Origin of the sequence: Pelagibius marinus (assembly GCF_014925385.1) — a bacterium.
In the GTDB taxonomy this organism is placed as follows: Bacteria; Pseudomonadota; Alphaproteobacteria; order Kiloniellales; family Kiloniellaceae; genus Pelagibius; species Pelagibius marinus.
Genome location: NZ_JACSDK010000016.1, coordinates 27471 through 43497 on the forward strand (window position 1 = coordinate 27471; position 16027 = coordinate 43497).

Here is a 16027-nt window from a genome sequence, read left to right on the forward strand (position 1 = left end):
GCTCAGTCGTCGAAGTCGCGGTTCAGCAGGTCGATGAGGGCCGCCACCGCCGCCGGGGCGTCGGCACCTGCCGCGCGGACGTGCAGGGGCTCGCCGTGCGCGGCCTTCAGCTTCATCACCTTGTTCGGCGACTTGGCATTGGTCCAGTTGTTGCCGTGATTGGCGCGGATCTCCACCGCGGCCTCGAAGGTCTTCGCCAGTCTGGTCAGCTTCACGGCGGGACGCGCGTGCAGGCCGGTCGGATCCTGGATCACCGCGGCGTCAGAGACCCATTCGACGGTCGGCTCAATATCGCTCATGATTGGAACTCCTCCGCCGTCGCGCAGACCACGGAGAGCGCGGCACCGCCCGCCGCTTCCGTCGCCGCCATCACGGCGCCCTCGACAATGGGTGCGTTGCAGATCTTCACGTTTTCCGCCTGCCCCTCGGGCAGCATCTCGATCGCCATCTCGCTATTGGTCTCGGCTCCGCCCAGGTCGACCAGCACCGCCACGCCCTTGGGCGTGTAGACGCTCTGCAGCGCCTCGAGGATCGCCGCTACGTCGGTGCCCAGGCCGCCGTCGCCGTTGCCGCCGCAGAAGGCCACGCGGACTTCCTCGCCGACCATCTGGCGCACCATGTCGGCCGCGCCCTTGGCAACCTCGGGCGAGTGGGAGACGATCACAATCGAAACGTTGTCGGTCATTCTTCCTCCAGGACGTCGCAGACCGCGTGCACCAGCAGCGCCGAAGAGCGGGCGCCGGGATCGAGGTGGCCGATGGAACGTTCGCCCAGGAAGGACGCGCGCCCCTTGGTGGCCAGCATGGCCTCGGTCGAGGCCAGACCTTCGTCGGCGGCAGCGCGCACGGCGGTGGCATCGCCACCCGCCACCAGGGCCGCCTGGACCGGGACCAGGACATCGAGCATGGTCTTCTCGCCGGCCTCGGACTTGCCGCGCGCCTTCACCGCCTCGACCCCCGCCGCAAAGATCCCGGCGAGCGTGGAGATATCCTCGGGCGCCTCGTCGCCCGCCTTGCCCATGGCCATGAGCAGCGAGCCGTAGAGCGGCCCGGAGGCGCCGCCGACTTTCATTACCAGTGTCATGCCGGCCTTCTGCAGGGCCTTGCCGAAGGGCTGGGCGCCGATCTCTGCCGCCGCCTCGCGCATGGCATCGAAGCCGCGCACCATGTTGTGGCCATGGTCGCCGTCGCCGATCGCCTGGTCGAGGGCCGTCAGTTCCTCCGCGTGGGCGGTGATGGTCGCCTGCGCGGCCTCGATGAAGCGCTGCAGCGAGAGCCTGGTCTGGGCGGCGGTCATGGCCGTCTCTCCTGTAAACCCGTGGTTCCCGTGGCAAGGCGGCGTCCCTCGCCGTCGAAATAGAGCACCGCGCCGGGCCGCACCGCGGCGGTCACGCTGTCGCCCTCTGCGACGCCGCGCTGGCTGCCGAGCAGGGCGTGAACCTGCTGCGGCGCCCCGCCGGCTCCCGCCACCTCCAGCAGCGCGATGGACTCGACGCCGAGGTGCTCCAGGGTCAGCACCCTGGCCGCAACGCCGCGGCCGTTCAATACAACATCCTCCGGGCGTACGCCCAGGGTTTCCGTGCCGCCGGGGCCGTTTTCCAGACCCAGGGTTCCGGGCCGGAGCAGGTTGATCGAGGGGCTGCCCAGGCGCTGGGCGGCATAGACGCTGGTCGGGCGCTCGTAGACTTCCCGCGGGTCGTCGATCTGCACCAGCCGCCCCTCGGCGAGCACGCCGATGCGGTCGGCCAGGGTCATGGCCTCGAGCTGGTCGTGGGTGACGTAGAGGATGGTCGCCCCCAGCTCCCGCTGGATGCGCTTCAGCTCCACGCGCAGGTCCTCGCGCAGCTTGGCGTCGAGAGAGGAGAGGGGCTCGTCCATGAGGAAGAGGTTAGGCTGGCGCACCAGGGCGCGGCCGATGGAAACCCGCTGCATTTCGCCGCCGGAAAGCTCGGTGGCGCGGTTGTTCAGCTTGCTCTCGATGCGCAGCATTTCGGCGATTTCCTGGACCCGCCGGCGGATCGCCTCCGGCGAGCCGCGGCGTCCCGGTGCTCGCAGGGGAAAGGCCAGGTTCTCGAAAACCGTGTAGTGCGGGTAGAGCGAATACTGCTGGAAGACGAAGGCGACATCGCGCTCGGCCGGGGCCTGGCAGGTCACCTCGTGGCCGGCGATATGCACGCTGCCTTCCTCCGGCTGCTCCAGGCCGGCGAAGAGGCGCAGGGTCGTCGTCTTGCCCGCGCCGGTCGGGCCGAGCAGGACGATGAACTCGCCGTCGGCGATATCGAGCGACAGCCCGGAGACTGCCGTGGTCTCGCCGAAGCGCTTGGTCACTTGGTGGAGCGCTACCTCAGCCATGGGCACCTCCTTGCACCGGCGGGGCTTCGAAGAGGGTGCTGGCAACTGAGCGGTCGGTCTCGGCATTGAAGACCACCAGGCGCTCCGCATCGAACGCCAGGCCCACGTTCTCGCCGTAGTCGACGGCGACGGTATTGGGCGCGCGCACGCGCAGGCGCCCGGCGGGGGTGTCGACGGTCACCATCTGGCGCGCCCCCATGTATTCGACGGCGAAGACCTCGCCGCGCAACGGGCCGTCGTCGCGGATGGTGATGTGCTCTGGGCGGGCGCCCAGCACCGCGTTGCGGCTCGTCAGCGGTTCGCGCGTCTCCGGCATCGGTACCCGGGCACCGGGGATGCGGATCTCGCGGGCGCCGGCGGGCAGGCCGCCTTCGGCCTCCAGGAAGTTCATCGAGGGGCTGCCGATGAAGCCGGCGACGAAGCGGGTGGCGGGGCGGGCATAGACCTCCATCGGCGCTCCGATCTGCAGCACTTCGCCCTTGTTCATGATGCAGATGCGGTCGGCCATGGACATGGCCTCGATCTGGTCGTGGGTCACGTAGACCGTGGTGGCGCCGACGCGGTTGTGCAGCAGGCGCAGTTCCTCGCACATGAGGTCGCGGAACTCGGCATCCAGGGCGCCCAGCGGTTCGTCCATCAGGAAGGCCTTGGCTTGGCGCACGATGGCCCGGCCCAGGGCGACCCTTTGCCGGTCGCCGGCCGCCAGCCCGCCGACGCCGCGGTCCAGCAGGTGCTCGATGCGCAGCAGCTTCGCCACCTCCTCGGTGCGCCGCCGCACCTCGCGGCGCGCCATTCCCTGCACCCGCAATGGGAAGGAGATGTTGCGCCTGACGGTCATGTGGGGATAGAGCGCGAAGAGCTGGAACACGAAGGCGATGTCGCGTTGCGAGGCGCGGTTGAAGGTGACGTCCTCGCCGTCCAGCAGGATCCGCCCTTCGCTCGGCAGCTCCAAGCCGGCGATCATCCTGAGCGTCGTGGTCTTGCCGCAGCCCGAGGGGCCCAGCATGACGAAGAACTCGCCGTTTTCGATGGTGAAGGTCGAATCGTTCACTGCGACGAAATCGCCGAAGTGTTTCTTGAGGTTCTCGATGCGGATCTCTGCCATTGCCCTCTACTCCGGAAAATGGCTGACGACGACGAAGCCCAGCGTGCCGGTCAGGATGACCCCGAAGGACCAGCCGTAGAGCCAGGCAGAAAAGGGCTGCATCAGCATGAGTACGCCCAGGGCGATCAGCACGGTGGCCGCGTTCTCCCAGGGACCGCGGCGGAAAAGGCGCCGCTGCCGTGGGGCGGTATCTCGGGTGGTGTTGAGATCGCTCATTTGCGCACCGCTCCGAAAGTGATGCCGCGCAGTAGCTGGTCGCGCAGCAGCACGGTGAAGATGACCACCGGCAGCAGGAAGAGGGTGGTTCCCGCCGCCACCGCCGGCCAGTCCAGCCCGCCCTCGCCGATGATGATGGGAATGAAGGGTGGCGCCGTCTGCGCCTGGCCGCTGGTCAGCAGCAGGGCGAAGGCATATTCGTTCCAGGCGAAGATCAGGCAGAAGATGGCCGTCGCCGCGATGCCGGCGCGCATCTGCGGCAGCACCACCTTGACGAAGGCCTGCAGGCGGGAATAGCCGTCGATCACGGCGGCTTCCTCGTATTCGCGCGGGATCTCGTCGACGAAGCCCTTCAGCAGCCAGACCGAGAGCGAGAGGTTGACGGCCGTATAGAGCAGGATAATGCCCAGCGCCGTGTCCGAGAGGCCGAGTTCCCGGTACATGAGGAAAATTGGGATGGCCACGGCGATCGGCGGCATCATGCGCGTGGAGAGGATGAAGAACAGCAGGTCGTCCTTCAGCGGAATTCGGAAGCGCGAGAAGGCGTAGGCCGCCAGGGTGCCGAGGAAGACGGCAAGGAAGGTCGAGCCGAAACCGATGACGATGGAGTTCCAGTAGCGCCCGAGGAAGCGCGACGGCCCAGTGATGACCATGTTGCGCTCGCGCACCAGCGCATCGTACCAGGTCTGCGGCGGGCCCAGGCTCTCGATGTATTCCGGGGTCTGGCGCGAGCGGCTGGTGAAGAGGTTCACGTAACCTTCCATCGTCGGTTCGAAAACCACCTTGGGCGGATAGGCGATGGAGTCCGGCGGCGACTTGAAGCCGGTCAGCACGATCCAGACCAGCGGGATCATGCTGACCAGGGCGTAGACGACGACCATGCCGCCGGCCAGCCACTTGGTGCGCTTGCCGGACTCGCTGACCGAGTAAGCTTTCGTGCTCACGCTCATGACTTCACCCTGTTGAGCGCCTTGACGTAGATATTGCCGAGGCCGAAGACGGTAACGAAGAGGATGATGGCGAAGGCCGAGGAATAGCCGGTGCGCCACTTCTCGAAGGCCTCGCGCTTCAGGTTGATGGAGGCCAGTTCCGTGGTGGAGCCCGGCCCGCCGGAAGTCAGCTCGACTACCATGTCGAACATCTTGAAGTTCTCGATGCCGCGGAACAGCACCGCCAGCATGAGGAAGGGCAGCACCCGCGGCAGGGTGATGTACCAGAACTTCTGCCAGGTGTTCGCGCGGTCGACCTCCGCTGCCTCATAGAGGTAGTCGGGGATCGAGCGCAGCCCGGCAAGGCAGAGCAGCATGATGTAGGGGGTCCACATCCAGGTGTCGGCGATGACGATGGCCCAGGGCGCCAGCTCGACCGAGCCGATCATGTTCAGCGGCCCGACGTCGGCGAAGAGGTTGACGATGTAGCTGAAGATGCCGGTCTGCGGCTGGTAGAGGTAGGTCCAGAAGGTGCCTACCACCGCCGGCGAGAGCATCATGGGGATCAGGATCACCGTGGTCCAGAAGCTTGCGCCTTTGAAGTTACGATTGATCAGGAGGGCCAGACCCAGGCCGAGCAGCACCTGCAGGGCCATGGTCCAGCACACGAAGTGCGCCGTCGCCTGCATGTAGCCCCAGATGTCCTCGCTGCCCAGCAGGCGCTCGTAGTTGCGCGTGCCGATCCAGCGGATCGCCCGCCCCGGCTGGTTGGCCCGGTAGTTGGTGAACGAGAGATAGATCGTCCACAGTAGCGGGAAGATGTTGATGGCGAGCAGCAGCACGATGGTCGGTGAGACGAAGAGCCAGGCGATGGCGCCGTCCGAGAGGCCGGCGATCCGCCGGGAAAGGCCGCTCGGCGTCGCCTGCGCGACGCGCTCTGCTGCACGCTCGATGGTCTGGGTAGACATGCCTGTCGGTGTCCTGGGCTTCAAGGATTGCTCCGCCTTCGACGGAAGAGGGCAAGGCCCGCAAAATCGGCGCGCCCACCCGCCAAGGCGGGCGCGCCAGTTCAGGGAGAGTAACTATATCTTGCCGTCGTCCTCGAAGGTAATCGTCCAGTCCTCGATCAGCTTGTCGAGGGCCTCCTGCGCCGTGCCCTTGTCGGCTACGACGTAGTCGTGGACGCGCTTCTGCATGGCGAGCAGCAGCTCAGCGTAAGTCGGCTCCTGCCAGAAGTCCTTGACCGAGCCCATGGCTTTCAGGAACTCCCCGGCGAAAGGCGTCGAGGTCGGGAAGTCGGGCGCGCCGGCCACCGCCTTGTGGCAGGAATAGCCGCCCAGCTTCCACCACTTGGCCTGCACCTCCGGCTGGGCGAACCACTTGATGTACTGCAGCGCCTCTTCCTGCTTGTCGGAATAGGCTACCACCGAGATTCCCTGACCACCCAGGGTCGAGCCCTCGACCGTTTCCCGCGGGTTGGCGAAGAACCCGGAGACGTCACCGCCCACGGCCTCGTCCTTGGCGATGCCGGGGAAAAAGGCGAACCAGTTCATCTGCATGGCGACCTGACCGGACTTGTAGGCGTCCAGGTTGGCGACCATGTAGGCGTCGGAGTGGCCCGGCGGGGTGCAGCACTCGTAGAACTTCTTGTAGGCTTCCAGCGCCTCGACGGCGGCGGGCGAGTTCACCGCGCCGTCCATGTCGTACTTGCCGGGAGTGTTCTCGTACTTGAAGCCCCAGGCATAGAGCGCCGCGGTGACGCCCATGGTGATGCCTTCCGAGCCGCGCTCGGTGTAGATGGCGGCACCATAGACCTTCTTGCCGTCGATCTCGCGGCCCTGGAAGAACTCGGCGGTCTCCATCAGCTCGTCCCAGTTCTTCGGCACCTCCAGGTCGCGGCCGTACTTCTCCTTGAAGGCGGCCTGGATCTCCGGGCGTGCGAACCAGTCCTTGCGGTAGACCCAGCCCAGCGCGTCGCCCATGGCCGGCAGGGCGTAGTAGTTGGGGGTTCCCTTCGGCCAGGTGGAGTAGGCGTTCACCGTGGCCGGCAGGAAGTCATCCATGGAGATGCCTTCCTTGTCGAAGAACTCGTTCAGCTTCACATAGTGGCCGTAGACGGCACCGCCGCCGATCCATTGGCTGTCGCCGATCATCAGATCGCAGAGCTTGCCGCCGGAGTTTAGTTCATTGAGCATGCGGTCGGCGAAGTTCGTCCAGGGGACGAACTCGAAGTTCATCTTGATGCCGCTCTCGGCCGTGAAGTCCTTGGACAGCTCCACCAGCGCATTGGCCGGGTCCCAGGCGGCCCAGCACAGGGTGATCTCTTTTTCCTGGGCGTAAGCGCCATTCACGACACCTGCCGTCAATACGGCGGCCACGGCGCAAGTCTTCAGAACTCGCATTCCTTCCTCCCTAAGAGTAGCTGGGGCCCGCGCGCGTTCTGGTGCGGATTATCCGCGGGCCGGAGTGTCCGGCGGATCGAAGTCAGGGCACTAAACTTCCCGCCGGCTGAACTAAACTAAACTTCGTCACTAAACTCTGTCAAACACAAAATGTCGCATGGATGTATTGCAGCGCAGCATTATTGCGCTGAACGTCGCGTGATCTGGGAAACATTGCTGACGAGTCAGGCCGGTAGCGGGCTGGTTTAGTCGAGATTAAACCTCGATGGCTGCGCTGCAGTCGTTGACGGCCACGAATTGGATTCCAGATTTCCCCCGTGAAAGTCCCCTCCTGGCACTAGGCGGAAGTGGGCACGCCCGCTGCGTTGGTGCGGTTTGCCCCGATTAGCAAACCTGGAAGACAGCAATCGTAGTTAAACGGGCGCCGCGAGTGAGTGTTGGTGACCTGCCGGCCGAGCCTCAAAGGAGGCTCATTTGCTCGGCGTCGGGGGCGGGGAGGTTCGTTGACGATGCGGCCTGCTCGGGCGCGCGGTCGGGAAACTCGCAGCAGACAACTTCGCAGCGGGGGGAGACGTCGCGCCAGCCGTCCTGGTGGACCGTCGTGTCGATGCCGCAGCCGGCTTCCAGGTGAAGGCCTGTCTGGCGGGCAAAGCGGCGGTATTCCTCGCTCTCCCGGCGCGCATAGCAGGGAGCACCGGAGTAGACGAAGCCTGCCGACTTCTGAGGAACGATGAAGGCGCCGAAGGTCGCCAGGTCAGAGGCCAAGTCGATGACCTTGTACTCGAAGTCAGGGCCACGGTACCGGGGCGCCGCCGGGCCCTTGATGCCGCGCCCAAAGGGCGGATTGGCGATGGCCACATCGAAGCCCCCCAGGGTACGGCAGACCTTGAAGATGTCGCCGCAGATCCAGGTTGCCTCGGGGAGGACCTTCTTGCCGACCTCAACATAAGCCGGGTTGATGTCAATGCAGGTGATATCGGGCCGCCGGTCGTGGGCCTGGCGGTGGTAGTGCATGAAGCTCAAGACGCCGATCCCGGCGCAGAGGTCGATGACCTTCGAGCCGCAGATCTCAAGCTTGAAGTCGCAGGCGAGGTCCACAGGGGTAAAGAAGGCCCCGGCGGCGGTGTTCAGATGGCTGGCGCCCTCGTGCCAGTTCTCCAGAACGAACCATTTCTCATCGAATGTCAGTTCGTCCTTCTCCAGCAGGGCGCAGGCCTGCTCGTGCCGGCGGGTCTGGCTCTTGGTGAGTTTTGCCATGTCGCTGTCCTCCGTTGTTGTTCAATCCCCGAAGGGGGTTGATGCCGTGCATCAACCCCTGCCTCGTGGCGAACAGCGGAGGGGAAGGGGGCAAGGGGAATCTGCCGGCGTGGTGCGGCCCGCAGCCGCAGGCGAGGACACGGGGCCCGGCCGATTGTCCTTGCGAGGGAAGGGGGGTCGGAATCCCCCTTCCCACTCAGCACCGAAAGACCGGCGCGGCCGCCCCCAGCGGCCGCGCTCCATCGATAGAGCTTAGCCAACCAGAAAAGGGAGCCTGCCAGGAGCCGCGCCCTCACGCGGCGGGAAGCGGCGGCAAGGCGGAGCGGGGTTCTCGGCGGCACCCGCAGGAGCGGAGGCGAGGCACGAGCGCAGCGGGATCGAGGGCGCCCCCGCACAGCCGGCATCACCAGGCCGCAGGCCTTCCACGCGAGGGATGGCCGCCGATCAGTGGCATTTTTCCTTTCAGACTCCCTCGCGGCACGCCCAGCATTTCTGCGCATCTTCCGGCCCGGCAGTGTTCTGAAATGTCGCAGAAAACCGCCATTTACATAGGCCTTCTAAGCATGGGGTCGCAGGTTCAAGTCCTGCCGGGCGCACCAATTCCCAGACTTTCCAGGTCCCTGGCGCCTGTCCCTCTGTAGGCCGCTGAGCCGCCCGGGTGCTACCTGCGGTTACTTATTGTACATGTTATTCGCACGAACTTCACCATTTCTTCACCTCTGCAGTCGAAGGTTGCAAATGTGCTCCGATTTTAGCGGGCGCATGCTGCGATGAAGCTTTTGGCTGGAGGTCCCCGTGTTGCGAAACGCTTATCTGATGGCGGTTCTGACAGGAATCGCACTGCTCACCTCCACGCAAGATGCCTACGCCTACCTGGACCCGGGGACCGCCAGCCTCATCTTGCAGGGCATCATCGGTGGCATAGCTGCCGCCGCCGCCGTGGCCGCCGCCTATTGGCTGCGCGTCAAACATTTCTTCTCCAGGACCTTCGGGCGCGGCGGGAACAGCTGCATCACGGCCGCCGAAACGGACAACGAGTAGGCGGCTGTGACCGCTTTCGATCCCGGATCTTTTCGGGACCCAGCCGGCCATGTTGTCAGGCAGGGGGATCGCGTATTCCGAGTCGTCGCGCCCGAGAGGGCGGAAGAGACGAGGGCGGTTCTCGAGGCCCCGTTCTTCAAGCGGCGCACGGGCACTTCGATTGTTCCGACCTGGATAGCCTCCGCCCGCGACCGGGTTAGTGTGACATCGGGAATTGAAGGCAACTTCCCGCTCGTGCTCGAGCACGAGCGGATCGAGGTCGTATCCTATCCGTTTGAATGGCCGTTCTCGCTTCTGAAGCGAGCCGCGGAACTTCACCTGGAAATTCATCTCGAAGCGCTCGAGGACGGCTTCGATCTTTCCGACTCCAGCGCCTACAACGTGCAGTTCGCCGGCACACGTCCCCAGTTCATCGATATCTTGTCGTTCCGACGCTACCGGGAAGGCGCCTATTGGGCGGGCTACAAGCAGTTCTGTGAGGAGTTTCTGGCTCCGCTGCTGCTTACCGCCTGCCGGGGCGTTCCCTTCAACGATTGGTACAGGGGCGGCTTGAGCGGCCTGGACCTTGTGTCGCTTTCCAAGCTGCTTCCGCTACGTTCCCGCTTCTCTTTGCAGGCGCAGATGCATGTCTTCATGCATGCGCGGCTGATGAGGCGGATCAGGTCGCATGAAGGCGGCGCGGCGGTCAAACAAGGGAAGCTTCCACTGGCTTCGTTGAAAGGCATCCTCAGGGGGATGCTGAGCTTCGTCCGGTCGCTCCAGCCGAGAGGTCTGGAGAGCACCTACTGGAAGGACTACGAGCTCAACAATTCCTATTTGCCGGAAGATGCCGAACGCAAGCGCGCGGCCGTAAGGGCTTTCATCGAGCGTGAAAAGCCCGATCTTCTCGTCGATGTCGGCTGCAACAGCGGCGACTTCAGCGAGCTGTCCGTTGCCGCCGGGGCCGGATCTAGCGTTGGCGTAGACTTCGATCAGGGCGCTTTGGAAGCGGCGGTTTCACGCGCCGACGAGCATGGCCTGCCGCTTTTGCCGCTGTATCAAGACCTGACGAATCCGAGCGCATCTCAGGGCTGGGCCGCAAGCGAGCGTGGCGGTTTCGTTGAGCGGGTGCGGCCCGATGCCGTGGTTGCCCTCGCTGTCCTCCACCACCTGATCATCGGCAAAAACATTCCCTTCTTCGCGGCCATCAAATGGCTCGTCGATCTGGCCCCGAAGGGACTCCTCGAGTTCGTCCCCAAGTCAGATCCCATGGTGCAGGGCATGCTCGCACATCGCGGGGATATCTTTCCGCACTACACGGAGACCAATTTTCGCGAGAGCCTTTCCCGTCTCGCCAGAATTACCTCCGAGGTGCAGAGCTCCGCGTCCGGGAGAAGGGTTTTTACCTATGAGCGATAGGCGTCGCGTCTGGATCGCGGGTATCGCGGCTTTCCTCCTGGTGCTGCTGCCCTTTGGGAACTTCGTGAAGACGAACTGCAGAGACGGGGCCTTCGTTCCCGTCAATTTCGTCTGTTTCTTCCTTCAGACGGCGCCGCTCGTGTTTGCGGTTGTCGGCGCCTTGGCCTTTCTGCTTTGCCGCTGCACGTCCGGACGAGCGCCGCATGCCTTCTCGCGCGCGGTCCTCACCGTCGGCGGTGCGTTCTTTCTGCTTTTCTTCTATCACCACTACGCGGTTTTGCTTTCCAAGAGCATTGATGGGTCGATAGCGGCAGGCTCCTTTCTTTTTCTTGTCGCGCTTCTTGCCGTGCTCCTGTTCAGGCTGGCAAAGCACCCGCCTGTCTTGGTGGCGGGGCTGGTCTTCGCCGGCGCCAACATGGGGCTCGCATTACCCTCTATCGCGGAGACGACCGCTGAGGCCGTTCGAATTGCAATATTCAGAACCGCGGATGCCGAGGGTCGGAGCGTAGCGGAAACCGAAGCGCGGCCGAACATCTACTATTTCATTCTGGACGCCTACCCGAGCGTCTCTTCCCTGCGGCAGAACCTGACCTACGACAATGGGCCGTTCATCGCGGCCATGCAGCAGCGTGGTTTCTACAACGCCGAGAGCGCTATTTCGTCCTACAATCGAACTGTTTTTACGCTCGCGGCGATCTTCGCGCAGGACTATTTCGTCACCAACGGAATGACCCTGCAGGAAGGGATCAAGGGGCGGCTCACCTACCCGTCGCTTTTGAATGCGCCTCAGCCGCCGAACCTCGTCGCTGAAGCCAGAAGCCTTGGCTATGAGTTCCATATGATCGGCAACTATTGGGCGCCCTGCGCCGGTCCGTGGGTTTCTTGCGATGCGGCGGGAGGCGCAAGCGCCTACTTAGCCGATGTTTTCTGGAGCGCCACACCCGGCGGGTCCCTCGTCGCGATGGCGCGGGCGGGCGATGCTGGGGAGGCGCCAGATGTTGACGCGATTGGGAAGCTGCGCGAGAGGTTGAAGAAAAGCGGGGCGCCGAAAGCGCCGGCTTTTACTTTTGTCCACCACCTCTCGCCCCATGCGCCGTTTATGTTCCACGCGGACTGCAGCCTGAGGGATGAATACGGGGTCGATCTCACGGAATGGGTAGAGAGCACGAAACCCTACTTCCTTGACAATCTGGCCTGCGTGAACATCAAGGCAGTGCAAATCGCCGATGACATCATGGCGCTCGATCCCAATTCTGTTGTCGTCTTTCAGGGGGATCACGGAACGTCATTCACGGTCACCTGGGACGAGCCCTTCGACGCGTGGTCGCCGTCGTCAATCCATGAGCGCTCTTCAATTCTGAACCTGGTTCGGCTGCCGGAGCGGTGCCAGACGTGGCTCACGCCGGATCTCGACAACGTCACCACAGTTCGAGCGGTTATGGGGTGCGTTGCCGGCCGTGCGGCGGTGCCGGACAGGCCGCGTGGCTACGTGACCACGTTTTCCGGAGAGAGCCCTGATCATGGCCAGGTCAGGCTCATAGACCCGCTGACTTTTCGCGCCTTGCCGGAAGCCGGGCGCGACTGACCCGGCGCCCCTGGCCCAGGGGCGCAGGCCCGCCCTCTGCCGGGCGCGCTGACTCCGGCAGGCCCTCCGCCACTAAAACACTACCGAAGATTCTTCGGATTACTGTCGACTGGAACCGAAAGCTGGCTTAAAAGCATGGGGTTCACGGAACGGCGGCCTTTCCACACCCTATGAAGCTCGACAAGCGCGACCTGCAGATCCTGGCCATCCTGCAAGAGGAGGGGCGGATCACCAAATCCGAGCTGGCGGCGCGGATCAGCCTGTCGCCGGCGGCTTGCTGGGACCGCCTGAAACGCCTCGACCAGGCCGGCTTCATCAAGGGCTACCACGCCGAGGTGGCGCTGGAGAAAATCGCCCCGGCGTCCCAATTCCTGGTCCAGATCGAGTTGGAGAGCCACCAGGCCGCCGATTTCCAGCGCTTCGAGGACGCCATGCAGGTCATCCCGCAGGTGGTGCGTTGCGTGGCCGTGGGCGGCGGGGTGGACTATTTCATCGAAATCGTCGCCCGCGACGTGTCGGCCTACCAGGTGCTGATCGACCAGATCCTGGAGAGCCGTATCGGCGTGAAACGCTACTTCACCTTCGTCGTCACCAAGCCGGTGAAGGAGTCGCCGCCGCCCCTGGAACTGCTGCGCGGTGAGGGGGACGATTAGCGGCCCGAATCGCCGGGACCGAATATTCTTAGCCGCGCGCGCCTGGGCGGCGTGGATTCATCGGTCCGGCCCGGCCACTTCCGACCCACCTTCCTCCGGCTCCCCGCTACCATCCGGCGAATCACCCCGCAGAATCGCGTCGATTTGCAGGAGGAAGCGCATGTCGCAGTCGCCGAGCATCAAAGCCGTGCCCAAAGCACCCCTTCAGGACGCCTTCGCCTTGGAGGACCCCGGGTTGCTGGCCGGTCAGTCCTACGTCGACGGCGCCTGGATCGAGGCCGCCGAGGCCGGCGTGCTGCCGGTCGCCAACCCGGCCGACGGCGCGGTGATTGGCGAGGTGGCGGCGCTGGGCGAGGCCGGCGCGCGCCGCGCGGTCGATGCCGCCGAGCGCGCCTTTCCAGCCTGGGCGGCGCTGCTGCCGCAGCAGCGCAGCGACTGCCTGCGCCGTTGGTACGAGCTGATGATCGCGCACAGGGAAGACCTCGCCCGCATCATGACCCTGGAGCAGGGCAAGCCGCTGTCCGAAGCGCGCGGCGAAATCGACTACGGCGCCTCCTTTGCCGAGTACTTCGCCGAGGAGGCCAAGCGCCCGGATATCATGAGCGTCACCTCGCACCTGCCCTCGGCGGAGGTCGAGCTGTGGCGCGAGCCGGTCGGCGTGGCCGCCCTGGTCACCCCCTGGAACTTCCCCAACGCCATGATCACCCGCAAGGCGGCGGCGGCGCTGGCGGTCGGCTGTACGGTGGTGGTGCATCCCTCGAAGGAGACGCCGCTCTCCGCCCTGGCGCTGGCCGAACTGGGCCAGCGCGCCGGCTTCCCGCCGGGCGTCATCAACGTGGTGGTGGGTGAGCCGGCGCTGATCGTCGGTGCCTGGACCGCGGACCCGCGGGTGCGGGCGCTGTCCTTCACCGGCTCCACCGAGATCGGTCGGTTGCTCTACGCGCAGTCCGCGCCCTCCATCAAGCGCCTTAGCCTGGAGCTGGGCGGCCACGCGCCCTTTATCGTCTTCGCCGACGCCGATCTGGACAAGGCGGTCGAGGAAGCCATCGGCGCCAAGTTCGCGACCTCCGGCCAGGACTGCCTGGGCGCAAACCGCTTCTTCATCGAGCGGCCGGTCTACGAAGAGTTCTGCCGCCGCTTCACCGCGAAGACCGAGGCGCTGACCATCGGCTTCGGCCTCGACGACCCCGACATCGGCCCGCTGATGAACGCCGCCGCCGTCGCCAAGCAGGAGGACCACGTGGCCGACGCTCTGGCCAAGGGGGCGAAGCTGCTGTGCGGCGGCGAGGGGCACGACCTGGGGCCGCTGTTCTACCAGCCGACGGTGCTGGCCGATGTGCCGGCCGAGGCGAAGATCATGACGGAGGAGACCTTCGGGCCGGTGGCCGCCATGACGCCCTTCGACGGCGAAGCAGAAATCATTGCGCGGGCCAACGCCACCGACTACGGCCTGGTCGCCTATCTGCACACCAAGGAGCCGGCGCGCATCTACCGCATGAGCCGCGCCCTCGATTTCGGCATGGTGGCGGTCAACCGCACGAAGGTGACGGGTGCGCCCATTCCCTTCGGCGGGATGAAGCAATCGGGCCTCGGGCGCGAGGGGTCGCGCCTGGGTATTGAGGCCTTTTCCGATGTGAAGTACGTATGCCGCGACTGGTCCTGAGAGGAGAGGAATAGTGCTGAAGAACGATCAACTGGAGACTTGGGACCGGGAATGTTTTTTCCACCCCTCGACCCACCTGGCGCAGTTCGCGCGCGGCGAGGCGCCGCAGCGCGTCGTCACCGGCGGTGAGGGCGTCTACATCCGCGACCGCGAGGGCAACAAGCTGCTCGACGCCTTCGCCGGGCTCTACTGCGTGAACGTCGGCTACGGCCGTCAGCAGATCGCCAAGGCCATTGCCAAGCAGGCCGAGGAGCTGGCCTACTACCACGCCTACGTCGGCCATGGCACCGAGGTCTCGATCACCCTGTCGCGCATGATCATCGACCGCGCGCCCAAGGGCATGAGCAAGGTCTACTACGGCCTCTCCGGTTCGGACGCCAACGAGACCAACATCAAGCTGGTCTGGTATTACAACAACATCCTCGGCCGGCCGGAGAAGAAGAAGATCATCTCGCGCTGGCGCGGCTATCACGGCTCCGGCCTGATGACCGGCTCGTTGACCGGACTGGAGCTGTTCCACAAGAAGTTCGACTTGCCGCTGGCCCAGGTGATCCATACCGAGGCACCGTACTATTACCGGCGCCAGGACGACGCGATGAGCGAGGAGGAGTTCTCTGCCCACTGCGCCGCCGAGCTGGACAAGCTGATCCAGGCCGAAGGGCCGGACACGGTCGCCGCCTTCATCGGCGAGCCGGCGCTGGGTACCGGCGGCCTGGTGCCGCCGCCGGCGGGCTATTGGGCGGCGATCCAGGAAGTGCTGGCCAAATACGACATCCTGCTGATCGCCGACGAGGTGGTCACCGGCTTCGGGCGCCTGGGCTCCATGTTCGGCTCCGACCACTACGGCATCCGTCCCGACATCATCACCTCGGCCAAGGGCCTGACCTCGGCCTACGCGCCGCTGTCGGCCTCGATCATCGGCGACAAGGTCTGGAAGGTGCTGGAGCAGGGCACCGACGAGAACGGCGCCATCGGCCACGGCTGGACCTACTCGGCGCATCCCATCGGCGCGGCGGCCGGTGTCGCCAACCTGAAGCTGGTCGACGAGTTGGACCTGGTGAACAACGCGCGCGAGACCGGCGGCTACTTCAACACCGCGATGAAGAAGGCGCTGGGCGATCATCCTCACGTCGGCGAGGTGCGCGGCGAGGGCATGCTCTGCGCCGTGGAACTGGTCGAGGACAAGGACACGCGCAAGTTCTTCGAGCCGGCGGGCCAGCACGGCCCCAAGGTGGCCGCGGGCCTGCTGAAGCGCGGCGTTATCGCCCGGGCCATGCCGCAGGGCGACATCCTGGGCTTCGCGCCGCCGCTCTGCCTCAGCCAGGACGAGGCCGATATCGTCGTCGGCGCCATGCGCGAGGCGGTTGAGGAGGTCTTCGCCGGCGCGTGAGCCCGCAGCCGCCTCTACAAGGGTTCTTCCGGCGGGC

Annotated in this window: 16 protein-coding genes; 6 read left to right on the forward strand and 10 right to left on the reverse strand. The window is 65.2% G+C overall.

What is annotated here, in order from left to right; translation table 11 throughout:
* Window positions 1-2: 2 nt before the first annotated feature.
* The 10 genes from H7X47_RS19615 to H7X47_RS19660 all read right to left on the reverse strand — a co-directional run bounded on the left by H7X47_RS19615 (window position 3) and on the right by H7X47_RS19660 (window position 8260).
* On the reverse strand, window positions 3-299 hold the full coding sequence (locus H7X47_RS19615; protein ID WP_193370448.1) for an HPr family phosphocarrier protein: 297 nt from the start codon (window positions 297-299) through the stop codon (window positions 3-5).
* On the reverse strand, window positions 296-685 hold the full coding sequence (dhaM, locus tag H7X47_RS19620) for a dihydroxyacetone kinase phosphoryl donor subunit DhaM (protein WP_193370449.1): 390 nt from the start codon (window positions 683-685) through the stop codon (window positions 296-298). Before dhaM ends, H7X47_RS19615 begins: the two co-directional genes overlap by 4 nt.
* Window positions 682-1296: a dihydroxyacetone kinase subunit DhaL gene (gene dhaL, locus H7X47_RS19625; protein ID WP_193370450.1), complete on the reverse strand. Its 615-nt coding sequence runs from the start codon at window positions 1294-1296 to the stop codon at window positions 682-684. The genes dhaM and dhaL overlap by 4 nt, the downstream gene beginning before the upstream one ends.
* On the reverse strand, window positions 1293-2351 hold the full coding sequence (locus H7X47_RS19630; protein ID WP_193370451.1) for an ABC transporter ATP-binding protein: 1059 nt from the start codon (window positions 2349-2351) through the stop codon (window positions 1293-1295). Before H7X47_RS19630 ends, dhaL begins: the two co-directional genes overlap by 4 nt.
* Entirely contained in the window at window positions 2344-3456 is a 1113-nt protein-coding gene (locus H7X47_RS19635; RefSeq protein WP_193370452.1) for an ABC transporter ATP-binding protein, read from the reverse strand. Before H7X47_RS19635 ends, H7X47_RS19630 begins: the two co-directional genes overlap by 8 nt.
* A gap of 6 nt (window positions 3457-3462) precedes the next feature.
* On the reverse strand, window positions 3463-3672 hold the full coding sequence (locus tag H7X47_RS19640) for a hypothetical protein (RefSeq protein ID WP_193370453.1): 210 nt from the start codon (window positions 3670-3672) through the stop codon (window positions 3463-3465).
* Entirely contained in the window at window positions 3669-4616 is a 948-nt protein-coding gene (locus H7X47_RS19645; protein WP_322096520.1) for a carbohydrate ABC transporter permease, read from the reverse strand. Before H7X47_RS19645 ends, H7X47_RS19640 begins: the two co-directional genes overlap by 4 nt.
* A gap of 2 nt (window positions 4617-4618) precedes the next feature.
* Window positions 4619-5569: a carbohydrate ABC transporter permease gene (locus H7X47_RS19650; RefSeq protein WP_193370455.1), complete on the reverse strand. Its 951-nt coding sequence runs from the start codon at window positions 5567-5569 to the stop codon at window positions 4619-4621.
* 114 nt (window positions 5570-5683) lie between these two features.
* Complete coding sequence (locus H7X47_RS19655; RefSeq protein ID WP_193370456.1) at window positions 5684-7003, reverse strand: ABC transporter substrate-binding protein; 1320 nt, start codon at window positions 7001-7003, stop codon at window positions 5684-5686.
* Between the two features lie 459 nt (window positions 7004-7462).
* Window positions 7463-8260: a methyltransferase gene (locus H7X47_RS19660; RefSeq protein WP_193370457.1), complete on the reverse strand. Its 798-nt coding sequence runs from the start codon at window positions 8258-8260 to the stop codon at window positions 7463-7465.
* A gap of 816 nt (window positions 8261-9076) precedes the next feature.
* Here H7X47_RS19660 and H7X47_RS19665 point away from each other — a divergent pair.
* The 6 genes from H7X47_RS19665 to H7X47_RS19690 all read left to right on the forward strand — a co-directional run bounded on the left by H7X47_RS19665 (window position 9077) and on the right by H7X47_RS19690 (window position 15990).
* Complete coding sequence (locus H7X47_RS19665; RefSeq protein ID WP_193370458.1) at window positions 9077-9301, forward strand: hypothetical protein; 225 nt, start codon at window positions 9077-9079, stop codon at window positions 9299-9301.
* A gap of 6 nt (window positions 9302-9307) precedes the next feature.
* Window positions 9308-10699: a class I SAM-dependent methyltransferase gene (locus H7X47_RS19670; RefSeq protein ID WP_193370459.1), complete on the forward strand. Its 1392-nt coding sequence runs from the start codon at window positions 9308-9310 to the stop codon at window positions 10697-10699.
* The gene (locus tag H7X47_RS19675; protein ID WP_193370460.1) at window positions 10689-12284 is read left to right on the forward strand and encodes a sulfatase-like hydrolase/transferase; all 1596 of its coding nucleotides are present in this window, start codon (window positions 10689-10691) and stop codon (window positions 12282-12284) included. The genes H7X47_RS19670 and H7X47_RS19675 overlap by 11 nt, the downstream gene beginning before the upstream one ends.
* Before the next feature lie 170 nt (window positions 12285-12454).
* On the forward strand, window positions 12455-12937 hold the full coding sequence (locus H7X47_RS19680; protein ID WP_193370461.1) for an Lrp/AsnC family transcriptional regulator: 483 nt from the start codon (window positions 12455-12457) through the stop codon (window positions 12935-12937).
* Between the two features lie 160 nt (window positions 12938-13097).
* Window positions 13098-14600 (forward strand): NAD-dependent succinate-semialdehyde dehydrogenase, encoded by a 1503-nt coding sequence (locus H7X47_RS19685; RefSeq protein WP_193370462.1) that lies wholly within the window; start codon window positions 13098-13100, stop codon window positions 14598-14600.
* Between the two features lie 13 nt (window positions 14601-14613).
* Window positions 14614-15990, forward strand: coding sequence for an aspartate aminotransferase family protein (locus tag H7X47_RS19690; protein ID WP_193370463.1), 1377 nt, complete (start codon window positions 14614-14616; stop codon window positions 15988-15990).
* Window positions 15991-16027: the final 37 nt, after the last annotated feature.

Bases quoted from the DNA above. Each gene is read 5' to 3' on its own strand.
- H7X47_RS19615 (WP_193370448.1), bottom strand. From the start codon at position 299: ATGAGCGATATTGAGCCGACCGTCGAATGGGTCTCTGACGCCGCGGTG.
- dhaM (WP_193370449.1), bottom strand. From the start codon at position 685: ATGACCGACAACGTTTCGATTGTGATCGTCTCCCACTCGCCCGAGGTT.
- dhaL (WP_193370450.1), bottom strand. From the start codon at position 1,296: ATGACCGCCGCCCAGACCAGGCTCTCGCTGCAGCGCTTCATCGAGGCC.
- H7X47_RS19630 (WP_193370451.1), bottom strand. From the start codon at position 2,351: ATGGCTGAGGTAGCGCTCCACCAAGTGACCAAGCGCTTCGGCGAGACC.
- H7X47_RS19635 (WP_193370452.1), bottom strand. From the start codon at position 3,456: ATGGCAGAGATCCGCATCGAGAACCTCAAGAAACACTTCGGCGATTTC.
- H7X47_RS19640 (WP_193370453.1), bottom strand. From the start codon at position 3,672: ATGAGCGATCTCAACACCACCCGAGATACCGCCCCACGGCAGCGGCGC.
- H7X47_RS19650 (WP_193370455.1), bottom strand. From the start codon at position 5,569: ATGTCTACCCAGACCATCGAGCGTGCAGCAGAGCGCGTCGCGCAGGCG.
- H7X47_RS19655 (WP_193370456.1), bottom strand. From the start codon at position 7,003: ATGCGAGTTCTGAAGACTTGCGCCGTGGCCGCCGTATTGACGGCAGGT.
- H7X47_RS19660 (WP_193370457.1), bottom strand. From the start codon at position 8,260: ATGGCAAAACTCACCAAGAGCCAGACCCGCCGGCACGAGCAGGCCTGC.
- H7X47_RS19665 (WP_193370458.1), top strand. From the start codon at position 9,077: ATGGCGGTTCTGACAGGAATCGCACTGCTCACCTCCACGCAAGATGCC.
- H7X47_RS19675 (WP_193370460.1), top strand. From the start codon at position 10,689: ATGAGCGATAGGCGTCGCGTCTGGATCGCGGGTATCGCGGCTTTCCTC.
- H7X47_RS19680 (WP_193370461.1), top strand. From the start codon at position 12,455: ATGAAGCTCGACAAGCGCGACCTGCAGATCCTGGCCATCCTGCAAGAG.
- H7X47_RS19685 (WP_193370462.1), top strand. From the start codon at position 13,098: ATGTCGCAGTCGCCGAGCATCAAAGCCGTGCCCAAAGCACCCCTTCAG.